8 protein-coding genes and 1 pseudogene are annotated in these 11,310 nt (G+C 68.2%); 4 read left to right on the top strand and 5 right to left on the bottom strand.

What is annotated here, in order from left to right:
• Positions 1 to 30: 30 nt before the first annotated feature.
• From mepA to DKG74_RS15735, 3 genes are read right to left on the bottom strand one after another with little or no spacing between them, the layout of a single operon-like run.
• Positions 31 to 870: a penicillin-insensitive murein endopeptidase gene (mepA, locus tag DKG74_RS15745; protein ID WP_109907138.1), complete on the bottom strand. Its 840-nt coding sequence runs from the start codon at positions 868 to 870 to the stop codon at positions 31 to 33.
• 4 nt (positions 871 to 874) lie between these two features.
• On the bottom strand, positions 875 to 2,350 hold the full coding sequence (locus DKG74_RS15740) for a RimK family protein (protein ID WP_109907137.1): 1,476 nt from the start codon (positions 2,348 to 2,350) through the stop codon (positions 875 to 877).
• 16 nt (positions 2,351 to 2,366) lie between these two features.
• Positions 2,367 to 3,464, bottom strand: a complete 1,098-nt coding sequence (locus tag DKG74_RS15735) for a peptidase C39 family protein (RefSeq protein ID WP_109907136.1) — start codon at positions 3,462 to 3,464, stop codon at positions 2,367 to 2,369.
• Positions 3,465 to 3,601: 137 nt separating this feature from the next.
• Between DKG74_RS15735 and DKG74_RS15730 the strand changes: the two genes are divergently transcribed.
• From DKG74_RS15730 to DKG74_RS15715, 4 genes are all read left to right on the top strand, one after another.
• A complete protein-coding gene (locus DKG74_RS15730) occupies positions 3,602 to 4,828 on the top strand; it encodes an MFS transporter (RefSeq protein WP_109907135.1) in 1,227 nt (408 codons plus the stop codon).
• A 60-nt stretch (positions 4,829 to 4,888) separates the two neighbouring features.
• Positions 4,889 to 6,412, top strand: coding sequence for a WS/DGAT/MGAT family O-acyltransferase (locus tag DKG74_RS15725; protein WP_109907134.1), 1,524 nt, complete (start codon positions 4,889 to 4,891; stop codon positions 6,410 to 6,412).
• 113 nt (positions 6,413 to 6,525) lie between these two features.
• Positions 6,526 to 7,710 carry an acyl-CoA dehydrogenase family protein gene (locus DKG74_RS15720; protein WP_109907133.1) on the top strand — a complete coding sequence of 395 codons (1,185 nt, stop codon included), beginning with the start codon at positions 6,526 to 6,528 and terminating at the stop codon, positions 7,708 to 7,710.
• A gap of 43 nt (positions 7,711 to 7,753) precedes the next feature.
• The gene (locus tag DKG74_RS15715; RefSeq protein WP_165837720.1) at positions 7,754 to 8,965 is read left to right on the top strand and encodes a DUF3047 domain-containing protein; all 1,212 of its coding nucleotides are present in this window, start codon (positions 7,754 to 7,756) and stop codon (positions 8,963 to 8,965) included.
• 14 nt (positions 8,966 to 8,979) lie between these two features.
• Here the strand turns inward: DKG74_RS15715 and DKG74_RS15710 are convergent, their stop codons facing one another.
• Positions 8,980 to 11,169, bottom strand: a complete 2,190-nt coding sequence (locus DKG74_RS15710) for a hybrid sensor histidine kinase/response regulator (RefSeq protein ID WP_109907131.1) — start codon at positions 11,167 to 11,169, stop codon at positions 8,980 to 8,982.
• An 18-nt stretch (positions 11,170 to 11,187) separates the two neighbouring features.
• Positions 11,188 to 11,310 (bottom strand): annotated as a pseudogene (locus DKG74_RS15705) (IS5/IS1182 family transposase); the annotation flags it as partial.

Genomic DNA, 11,310 nt, shown 5'->3' with positions numbered 1-11,310 from the left:
CCCCCGGCTTCGGCCGGGGGCATTTTCGTTTCAGGGTGCGGCGAGGACCGCGGCGCAGGCGGCCGGTACTTGCGGCACCTTGGGCGGCGGCGGCTTCGGCGCGTTGGGATCGGGCGGCGGGGGCGGCTTGAACCAGGCCTCCAGCGTCTCGTCGCAGCCATCGCCCGGCGGCACCGGATCCTGATTCTCGCAGGCTGGACTGTCGGCCGGGCAGCGCAGGCGGACGTGGAAATGCTCGTCATGGCCGGCCCAGGGCCGGACCTTGTTCAGCCAGGCCCGGTCGGCGGCGGGCAGGGTTTCGCACAGGCGTTTCTTCAGACGGAAATTGACGAAGATGCGGGCGACATCGGCGTCCTGCGCGGCGAGGCGCAGCAGGCCGACCTGGGCCGCGCCGAAGCGGGTGGTGTCGACCGCAAGACCGCCCGGGCGCAGCATCGACGGCGGGTCCGTCAAGGCTTCCCGCGCGCTCGCCGCCATCGGCCCCAGGGTGAACAGGATGTCGACGTCGACACCCATCTGATGGCTGCGGTGGCCGGTCGCCATCGGGCCGCCGCGCGGCTGCGACATGTCGCCGATCAGCACGGGGCGCTTTTGCGCCGCGGCCACGGCGGCGCCGAAGCGGGTGATGAAACGGGTCAGTTCCGGGTTGCCCCAGAAGCGGTTGCGCCAGCGCCGCAGAACCTGAAACCCCTCGCCCTCGGCCGGCAGGGCGACGGCCCCGGCGATGCAGCCGCGCGCCGGCCCGCCGATGGAGTGGGAGGGCCCTTGCGACGGCGTCTCGACATGGGCCCAGGGCGTGTCGTAGCGGGTCTGCGCCGCGGCCGGGGCGGCGGCAAGCGCGATCAGCAGGGCCGCCGCCAGCCGCCGCACAGGTTCAGGCCGCCTGTCGGCGCTGGTCGATGCGACGCTGGAAGGAGCGCAGCACGCGGCGGTACAGCTCGTCCTTCAGGATCGCATCCTCGATGCCGAAGTCGATGTTGGGATTGTCGTTGATCTCGATGACGTGGACGCCGTCGGCATTCTGCTTCAGGTCGACGCCGTAAAGCCCGTCGCCGATCAGATTGGCCGCCTTCAGCGCCGTCTCGATCACCTCTTTCGGCGCGTCCTCGACCGCCCAGCTGCGCGCCGCGCCTTCCGAGAAGCCGCCGCCCGCCTCGTGCTTCACGATCTGCCAATGGGCCTTGGACATGAAATACTGGCACACGAACAGGGGTTCGCGGTCGATGATGCCGACCCGCCAGTCGTATTCCGTGAACATATATTCCTGCGCCAGCACCATCTGGCTCTCGCGGAACATGTCTTTCAGGATGGCCGCGAGTTCGTCGGCATTGGTTGCCTTCTTCACGCCCCGGCTGAACGAGCCGTCGGGAATCTTGAGGACGACGGGGTAGTTGAATTCCTTCTCGATCTCGTCGACCCGGTTCCTGGCGAAGATCATCGTGTGCGGCGCCTTGATGCCATTGGCGCGCAGCAATTCCGCCAGATAGACCTTGTTGCCGCAGCGCAGGATCGAGGTCGGATCGTCGATCACCGGCATCCCTTCTGCTTCCGCCCGCTTGGCGAAGCGGAAGGTGTGATGCGGGATCGAGGTCGTCTCGCGCAGGAACAGGGCATCGAACTGGGGCAGGCGGGCGAAATCCTTGCGGGTGATCAGCTCGACATCCATGCCCATCTCGGCGCCGACGCGGACGAATTTCGCCAGCGCCTTGGCATCGCTCGGCGGCAATTTCTCGTCCGGATCGTGCAGGATGGCGAGGTCGTAGCGCGGCACCGCCTTCATGCGCGGCTTCACCCAGCGCTTCTGGGTATAGGCCTCGAGGGCGGCAAGGAACAGTCCGTCCAGTTCGACCGGCACCTCCTTGGGCGAAAGGGCGTGGATCTTCGCGATATGGCGCTTGCCCTTCTCGTCGGTCGCGATCTCGAGACGCAGCAGGGGGGTGCGGAAACGGTCGAACAGGGCCTCGGCCAGATCCTCGAAATCGGCCTGTTCGGTCTTGCCGAAAAAGACGTGGAGGATATCGGGCGCCATCGGTACCGCCTGATGCTTCAGGCAGCGGCGCAGGTGCTGGTCAAGTTCGGCCAGCGCCCCCTTGTAGATCGCCCGCTGGTCGAGTTCGAGGATGGTCGAGACCGTGGGAATGACCCGGTCGCGCCGCGCCTCGGCCAGCAGCGAGCAGTAATAGCCGACCGAGAGATAGTCGAAATCGCGGCACAGATTGACGATCTTGGCCCCGCGCAGCTTCAGCTCTTCCGCGTGGTCGAGATAGTCGATGACCGTGATCACCCTCTGGCCCGGATCGTCCCAGCGGAAATCGCTGCGCTTCTCGACGACGATGGCATGGGCGGGCATCCAATAATCTCCGGGTTCAGGTCGGGCCGTGTCGGCCCTTGACGATGACGGCGGCCTTCTGCTGGCCACGGCCGAAACGGGCCATGCGCTCGAAGGCGGGGCGGGCGATGGGCATTCGGATGGAATCGCTGCGCGAGCGGCCGTCGTAGACTTCGGGGTCGTTCACATAGACGAAATGCTCGTCGATATCCGAGATGGCGACCCAATGGGGTTGCTTCTGCCCCGCGAGGGCCCAGGTCGAAATCAGCACGATCGGCACCTCGCCCTTCGCCACACGCTCGACCAGGGCGGAAAGGCCGAGGGCGCCGTGCGTTACAGGAATGCCGGCGGCCTCGACCTGTTCCGCCATGTCGTCGTGGACGAGGCGGACGACAGCCTTCTTTTCTTCGCCGCGCACGGTATCGACCAGCAGGGCGCCTTCGTCGTTGACGAACAGCTCGACCTCGAAACCCCGGCGCCAGGCGGCGAGGGCGAGGCCATGGGGACCGCAGCCGCCGTGGCCCGCGGTCATGAAGATGGTCGTCGCCTCGCGCCACAGGCGCAGTTCTTCCCGCCGGTCGAAGGCGGCGGTCTCGTCCAGCGCCTTCATCGCCATCATCAGGGCCGAGGGGCCGCAGGTGAAATCCAGCGTCTGGGCGTAATAGGGCAGGCGGCGCGCCTTGGGCGCCGGGGCGGCGGCCAGCGAGCGTTCCATGCGGATCGCGGTCGCGCCATCCTCGTAATAATCGGCGTGGCTGCCGAAGCGGCGAAAACCCGCGCTCTCGTAAAGATGGCGGGCGGCGGCATTGTCTTCCCGCACCTCGAGGCGGAGGACGGCGCAATCCTGCGCCCGCGCCGCCTCGACCGCGGCTTCCAGCAGGGGGCGGGACAGGCCCTTGCCCCGGGCTTCCGGCGCGAGGGCAAGGGAATAGAGCCGGGCGATCCAGGTGCCCTCGTGGAACAGCAGGCTGGCATAGCCGAGCGGGACGCCGCCCTCTTCCGCGACCAGGGTCACGGCATGGGCCTTGGTCAGCAGGTGGCGGAAGCTGCGCTGGGACAGACGGTCGCCGGAAAAGGCCCTGGCCTCGATGTCGAGGAGGGCGGGCAGATCGGCTTTGGTGGCCTGACGGATCATGCCCCTGTTGGATCACGGAACGCGGGGGGCTTCAAGATGGGCCGCGCGGAAGCGCCGCATTCCAGCCGTGCGGCGAAGGCGACTTGCGGCCCCGGCGGTCAAACCCCAGTATCGGGCCGCAAAATCATGGGGTCCTCATGCTGCGCTCGCTGGCTGCCGTCGCCGCCGTCCTGTTCGGTATTTCCTTCGTCTCCGCCAGCACCGGGCTGGTCGCGACCACGGTCGGCATCCGCATGGGGCTCGAATCGGTGCCGACGACCCTGGTCTCGATCGTGCTCACCGGCTATCCGCTCGGCTTCCTCATCGGTTGTCTTTATGGTCGGCAGCTGATCGGCGCGATCGGTCCCGTGCGCGCCTTCGCCGCCTTCGGCGGCCTCGCGACGACGACCGCGCTCGGCCTTGCCCTGACCGACGACCCTTACGTCTGGACCCTGCTGCGGGCAGCGGGCGGCTTTTGCGCCGCCGGGCTCTATACCGTCACCGAAAGCTGGCTGAACGCCCGTGCCACCATGGCGACACGGGGCGCCGTGCTCGCCGCCTATATGATCACCGACAAGGTCGCCTATGCCGGCGGGCAGGCGCTGGTCGCCGCCGCCGATCCGATGTCGCCGGTGCTGTTCATGATCGCCGGCATTCTCTTCGCGCTCTGTCTCGTGCCGGTCGCCATGACCCGCTCGGCCGCGCCGGTGGTCTCCTCCACCACGCGCTATGGCCTCATGCGGCTGATCAAGGTCTCGCCGGTCGGCATCGTCGCCACCATCGCCTGCGGCGCGGCCAACAGCGCGGTTTCCATGGCCGGGCCGACCTATGCCTCGGCCATCGGCCTCGACCCCGCGCAGATCGCCCTGTTCATGACCCTGCTCTTCGTCGGCGGCCTGACCCTGCAATGGCCCATCGGCTGGGCCTCGGATCACTTCGACCGGCGCACGGTGCTGTTGTTCGCCATGATCGCGACCATGGCCGCCGCCATCGCCATGGCCCTCGTGGGCCGCTCGGCCGAGGCGCTCTATGTCCTCGGCTTCATCTTCGGCGGCGCCGCTTTCGTCATCTATCCGCTCGCGGTCGGCCATGCCAACGACTATATCGAGCCCGATCAGGTGGTCGGCGTTTCGGCCGGACTTCTGATGTGCTGGGCCATCGGCGCCGTGGTCGGGCCGCCGGTCGGCAGCCAGATCATGGGCTGGGTCGGGCCCTTCGGCCTCTATGTCTTCGTCGCGGCGATCTATGCCGCCGCCGCCCTCTTCACGCTCTATCGGATGCGGGTCCGCCCGGCGCTGCCGACGAGCCGGCAGGGCCCCTTCGTGCCGCTGCCGACGACACCCGCGGCAGAGCCGCTCAATCCCCGCTCCTCAATCACCGATTGATCGCCGCGCCGAAGCCCGCTACCCCTTGAGCAAAGCCCGAGGGGCGCGGGGGGAGAGAGCATGGAGCGGTTGAGCGGCCTTGATGCGTCCTTTCTGTATCTCGAGACGCCGACCAACCACATGCATGTGGGCGGTCTGCTGATCCTCGAGCTGCCTGAGGGCTACAGGGGTCACATCTTCGACGAGGTGAAGGCGCTGGTGGGTGGGCGGCTGCATCTGGCGCGGGCCTATCGCCGCCGGCTGCAGTTCGTGCCGCTCGACATCGACCATCCCCTGTGGATCGAGGATGCGGATTTCGACCTCGATTTCCACATGCGCCATATCGCCGTGCCGCCGCCGGGCAACAACGCCGATCTGATGGAACTGGTCGCCCGGCTGCATTCCCGTCCGCTCGACCGCTCCCGCCCCTTGTGGGAATTCTATGTCATCGAGGGCCTCGCCGGGGGCAAGGTCGCGATCTACACCAAGATCCACCATTGCTGCATCGACGGGGTCTCGGGCGCGGAACTCATGGTCTCGCTGCTCGATTTCGGGCCGGAGCCGCGCAATGTTCCGCCGCCGGAACAGCCCTGGGTGCCCGACCGCTCGCCCAACGACATCGAGGTGCTGGCGCGGGCCGCGGTCCATGGCATCGTTCAGCCCGTCTCCATGCTGCGCCGCCTGCCGAAACTGGCGGGCACGTTGCTGAATGTCGGCCGTCGGGCCCTGGAGCCCGGCGCCCATCTGCCGCCCGCGCCATTCCAGGCGCCGCGCACCCCCTTCAACCGGGCCCTGACCCCGCACCGCCGTTTCGCCGTGCGCAGCCTGCCGCTGGCCGACGTGAAGGCGGTGAAGAACCTGCTGGGCTGCACGGTCAACGACGTGGTGCTGGCCATCTGTTCCGGCACCCTGCGCCGCTATCTCGACGAACAGGGCGAATTGCCGGAGCGGCCGCTGGTCGCCATGTGCCCCATCTCGGTGCGCAGCGAAGCCGACAAGGGCGAGATGAGCAACCGCGTCTCCGCCATGCTGGTCTCCCTCGCGACCGATATCGACGATGAGATCGAGCGCATCGCCGCGATCCGCGAATCGACCCAGGGCGCCAAGGAATCCTACAAGGCGATGCCGGCCGACATGCTGCGCGACTGGTCCCTGTTCGCGGCGCCCCTCGTCGCCGCGCGGGCGGCCCGGCTCTATTCCCGCTACAAGATCGCCGATTATCACCGGCCGGTGTTCAACGTGGTCATTTCCAACGTGCCGGGGCCGGGCTTTCCGCTCTATCTCGCCGGCGCGAAACTGCTGCACACCTATCCGGTGTCGATCCCGGCCGATGGTGTCGGCGTCAACATCACGGTCCAGTCCTATACCGACAATATCGACGTCGGCTTCATCGCCGACCGCGAGGCGGTGCCCGATGTCGAGCATATGGCCGATCTCATGGAGGCATCCCTCGCCGCGCTGAAACGGGCGGCGGAGGCGCGCGAGGCCGTGGCCGAGGAAAAGGCCGCCGCCGTCGCGGCCCGGCCGGCCCCCGCCCTCGGCGCCGGCAGAATCAAGGGCACGGTCGAGGAGATCGCGGGCGGCCCGCGCAAGAAGGCGTCGTAAGACCAGCGGGACGCGGCGTTTCCGAAGGCAGGCTTGAGCGGACCCGTCGCCTCGGCCAGAATATCCCCAACGACAAACGCGCGGCCCCGGCCGACGCGACGGGGAGAGAGACGATGGATCTGCGCTTCAGCGAAGCGGACGAGGCTTTTCGCGCCGACGTCCGCGCTTTCCTGCGCGACAATCTGACCGAGGAGTTGCGCGCCGCCGGCCGCGCCGCCGCCAGCGCCTTTTCCGAGAAGGAATGGAACATCGGCTGGCTGAAGGTGCTGAACGCCAGGGGCTGGGCGGCGCCGCACTGGCCGGTCGAATACGGCGGCACCGGCTGGAGCGTGACCCAGCGTTATATTTTCGACACGGAATGCGCCCTGGCGCAGACGCCGAACCTGTCGCCCATGGGGCTGAAGATGGTCTCGCCCGTGATCATGGCCTTCGGCCGGCCGGACCAGAAGGCCTTCTACCTGCCCCGCATCCTCGCGGGCGAGGATTACTGGTGCCAGGGCTATTCCGAGCCGGGTTCGGGCTCCGACCTTGCCTCGCTGAAATGCCGGGCGGTCAGCGATGGTGACGATTACATCATCGACGGTACCAAGATCTGGACCACCCAGGCCCATTTCGCCAACCGCATGTTCGCGCTGGTCCGCACCGACACTTCGGGCAAGCCGCAGGAAGGCATCACCTTCATCCTGATCGACATGGATACGCCCGGGATCACCATCCAGCCGATCATCACGCTGGCCGGCGATCACGAGGTGAACCAGGTCTTCTTCGACGGCGTCCGGGTGCCCAAGGCCAATCGCATCGGCGCCGAGGGCGAGGGCTGGACCATCGCCAAATATCTGCTGGTGCACGAGCGCAGCAGCAGCTATGGCGCCGGCATCCGCGTTTCCCTGAAGCGGGTGCGCGAGGTCGCGGGGGCGACCGGCGCCCTCGACGACCACGCCTTCCGGATGCGCCTCGCCGAGGCGGGCGTCGCCCTCGAGGCGCTGACCGTGACCGAGCACCGGGTGATGGCGGCGATCAGCCAGGGCGCCATGATGGCGGCCGAGTCCTCGATGCTGAAGACGCAAGGCACGGAGCTGATGCAGAGGGTGAACGAGCTGGGCCTCGAAGCCCTGCAATATGCCGTCATGCCCTACGAGCACCGCTGGATCAGCCCGGGCGCCAACGATGCCCCCCTCGGCCCGCAGGAAGCGCCGGTGATGATCGCGCAATATCTGAACAATCGGGCGATGTCGATCTATGCCGGGGCGAACGAGGTTCAGCGCAACATCATGTCGAAACTCGTCCTCGGCCTTTAGTACCATTGGCCGGTGGCAACCGGTCCTGTCACATGGACGCATCATGACCGAAGCTCCGAAAAGCCTGCCGCGGGCCTATACGCCGGCCAAGACGACCGAACTCGGCATCGCCGGGCGCCTCGCCCTGCGCCGGCTGGGCAAGAGCCTGAAGGGAAGGCTCGACCCCGAGCCGGACCTGGAAGGGTTCCGCCGCCATTTCTCGGCCGCCCTGAAGAAACTGCCGCCGGGCACGCTGGTCGATGCCCGCCTCGTCGAACTGCCGGCGACCCGCGCCCCCTGGACCGCGACCGGCATCCGGCTCGACGCCGGGGACAAGGTGACGACCTTCGCCGTCGGCCGCACTCATCTGGCGAAACCGCTCGACATCTGGGTGGCGCCGCCATTCCAGATGTGGCTGAAGATCGGCGCGGGGCCGGTGTTCCGCGGCACGCGCGCCAGCCATTCCCATGTCGTGACCGGGGCCGGGGGCGAATTGTCGCTGGCCAGCTATTTCCCCGGTGAATGGTCGACGACGGACGGCCGCCTCGGCACCGATCCGGCCGACTATGCCAAGGTCTCGGGCACCATGCTGGTCGCGGTGCTGGTCTGGGCGGTGCCGATCGAGGAGGGGCTGAAGCAACTGCTCGCCCTTGGCGACCATGGGGGTCTCGTCGCGGGGGAACTCGACCGTCTCGGCCATGGCCGGCAGGTGCCGGACGGCTGGAAACATCTGTGGTTCCTCGGCGACAGCGAGACCTTCTTCCGTTGCGAGGTCGCCGGGCGGGAGCGGGCGATCGCCTGCCACACGCGGCGCGATGTGGCCATCCTGCAGCATGACGTGGACCGGCCGCTGACGCCGGGCCTGCGCCTCGAATGGAGCTGGAAGGTCGACCGCCTGCCGACCAGCTTCCGCGAGGATTCGCTGCCCAGCCACGACTACATGTCGATCGCGGTCGAATACGACAATGGCCAGGATCTGACCTACTACTGGTCGGCGGCCCTCCCCGTGGGAACGGTCTATCGCTGTCCGCTGCCGACCTGGAAAACGCGCGAGACCCATGTCGTGCTGCGCAGCGGCGGCGCGGGCCTTGGCCAGTGGCAGCGGGAATCCCGCGATATCGACGCCGACTATGCCGCCGCCATCGGCGGGGCGCAGCCCGCGCGCGTCACGCGCATCTGGCTGATCGCCAACAGCCTGTTCGGCCGGGGCGAGGGGCAGGCGATCTTCGCCGACATGACCCTGGTTTCGGGAGACACGCGCATCCCGCTCGGCTGAATCGGCTGCCGGCCTCAGGGGGCGGCGACCGCCCGGTTGATGGCGGCGATCAGATCGCCGGTCGAGGCCGGCTTGCGGCAGAATTCGACGCGGGAATTCGCGCCCAGCAGGCCGGCGGCGCCGAGCAGCGTGGGGTCGGCATTGGCGGACCACAGGACGATGGGCAGGCGGCTGCCGGCCGAGCGGAGCTGGCGGATCATCTCCGAGCCCCGCATCCCGGGCATCGCCTCGTCGGTCAGCAGGACGTCGATCTGCCCGGAATGCCGGGCAAGGTAGGCCAGCGCCGAGCGGGCGTCGTGGACGACGTGGACAGTGAAGCCCTGCCGCTCCAGCGCCTCCCCCAGGGCTTCGCTGAGCAACTCGTCGTCCTCGGCGATGAGGACCCGCAATTTCTGGCGGGGTACCGCGGGGTCCGTGTCCGCTTCGGCCGGCGGCAGGTCGGGGGTGCTCAGCGGCAGATAGAGATCGAAGCGCGTGCCCTGGCCGATCTTGCTGGCAAGGACGATTTCGCCGCCGCAGCCGGTGACGATCGAATGCACGGCGGCAAGCCCCAGTCCGGTGCCGGAGCCTTCGGCCTTGGTGGTGAAGAAGGGCTCGAAAATGCGCACCAGCTGGTCTTCGGCGACACCTTCGCCACTGTCCTCGACCCGAAGGCAGGCGCAGTCCGTGCCGGTCCGGCGCCGGCCGATGAGGACATGGGGCCAGCCCGGCGGCAGGGGGGCCTCGCCGATCGCGATCCGGATCGTGCCCTGATGTTCGCCCAGCGCATCCTTCGCGTTCACGCCCAGATTCATGAGAACCTGCATCGCCTGGTCCGACGACAGGGCAACGACGACCCCGGGGACAGCGCCCTCGGACGTCAGCGCGATCGAGGGCGGCAGGGCGCCCGACAGCAGGCCGATGGCCTCTTCCACAGCGGCGCCGAGATCGCAGGATTCGACATGGTCCCGGGCCGGCCGACCGAAGCCCAGGATACGCTCGACCAGGCCGCGGCCCCGTTTGGTCGCGGTCAATATCTGTTCCGAGAACCGGCGGGGGGGCGAGGCTTCGGGCGCATCGTCGCGCAGGATTTCGGCGTAACCCTGGATCGAGGCGAGGACATTGTTGAAATCATGGGCAAAGCCGGAGGTCAGCCGGCCGACCGCCTCCATCTTCTGCGCCACCAGCAACTGCTCTTCGAGCAGGCGCCGGGCGCGCTGCTCGACGCGGCTGGTGGTCACGTCCCGCGTGATGCACAGGATGCCACCATCGTCCAGCAGGGTCAGGCTGATTTCCTGTTCGACCGGGGTGCCGGCGGCTGTCAGGCCGATGGCGAGGCCATGCCAGCGGTGGTCCCGCCGCAGCGCCGGGATCATGTCATTCTGCAGTCGCTCGGCCTCGGCCGGACCGTAAAGCGCGCTCCAGTGCCGGCCGACGATGGCACCGGGTGAAGCGATGCCAAACATTTTCAGGTGGGCGTCGTTCATCTGGGTGAAGCAGCCATCGCCATCGGTCAGCGCGATACCGTCGCTCGAATTGCCGATGGCGAGCTTCAGGCGCTGGGTCTGGGCCTGGGCCGCCTGGGCCTCCCGCTTCAGGACGCGCGTGCGCCAGGCCTGTCCGATGGCCAGGCCGACGATGGCCAGCCCGAGCGCGAACATGCCGCCGAGCAGCAGGCCGAGGTGGGCCGCGGCCTGGCCCAATTCGCGGTGTTCAGCGGCGCCTTCGTCGCTGAGCAGGATCTTGCGCTGCAGATCCCGCAAGCTGTCCTCGAAGGGGGCGAGGGTCCGGCGGATCAGGGTGGGGGTCTCCGCCGGGGTCGCCAGTTCACCGATCGCCGTCGTGCCGAGGCGTCGATGCAGGGCGGCAAGCGCGGTCCCGAGGGCATTCAACGTCGGCACGACGCCGTCGACCGCCCTCAGGCCGGCGGCAGTCTCGTCGGCGCCGAGCCGGTCGATCCGATTCCGCAGGACACCGAGGTGCCGCTGCATGTCGTCATAGGCCGCGGGGCTTCGCTCGCTGTCGGCGCGATAACTGGCGATGGTCAGGCCGTCGTAGTCCCGGATCAGTTCGGACAGGGCCCAGCCGCCAGCGCGCACGCCGTGTTCGATGTGGTCCCCAGCCCGGTTCACCTGCTCGACGACATACAGCGCGGCGCAGACATAAAGTGCGGCCAGCAGCGCCGTCGCCGCCCAGATGATGCGCCCACGCCGCGGCCGGAACATGCGCGCCCGGTCTTCCGTCTAGGTTCTGGACTCATAAGACCTGAGCCATAGGCGGGTTGCGGCGAGCGACACAGCTGCGAGGAAGTTGGCAGCGAGCTTGTCGAAGCGCGTGGCGACTCGCCTGAAGTGCTTGATCTTGCT

This window comes from Zavarzinia aquatilis, assembly GCF_003173035.1.
Classification (GTDB): Bacteria; Pseudomonadota; Alphaproteobacteria; order Zavarziniales; family Zavarziniaceae; genus Zavarzinia; species Zavarzinia aquatilis.
Note: the sequence above shows the minus strand (reverse complement) of the source record. Positions and strands in the feature narration are given on the sequence as shown.

Bases quoted from the DNA above. Each gene is read 5' to 3' on its own strand.
- DKG74_RS15740 (WP_109907137.1), bottom strand. From the start codon at position 2,350: ATGCCCGCCCATGCCATCGTCGTCGAGAAGCGCAGCGATTTCCGCTGG.
- DKG74_RS15735 (WP_109907136.1), bottom strand. From the start codon at position 3,464: ATGATCCGTCAGGCCACCAAAGCCGATCTGCCCGCCCTCCTCGACATC.
- DKG74_RS15730 (WP_109907135.1), top strand. From the start codon at position 3,602: ATGCTGCGCTCGCTGGCTGCCGTCGCCGCCGTCCTGTTCGGTATTTCC.
- DKG74_RS15725 (WP_109907134.1), top strand. From the start codon at position 4,889: ATGGAGCGGTTGAGCGGCCTTGATGCGTCCTTTCTGTATCTCGAGACG.
- DKG74_RS15720 (WP_109907133.1), top strand. From the start codon at position 6,526: ATGGATCTGCGCTTCAGCGAAGCGGACGAGGCTTTTCGCGCCGACGTC.
- DKG74_RS15715 (WP_165837720.1), top strand. From the start codon at position 7,754: ATGACCGAAGCTCCGAAAAGCCTGCCGCGGGCCTATACGCCGGCCAAG.
- DKG74_RS15710 (WP_109907131.1), bottom strand. From the start codon at position 11,169: ATGTTCCGGCCGCGGCGTGGGCGCATCATCTGGGCGGCGACGGCGCTG.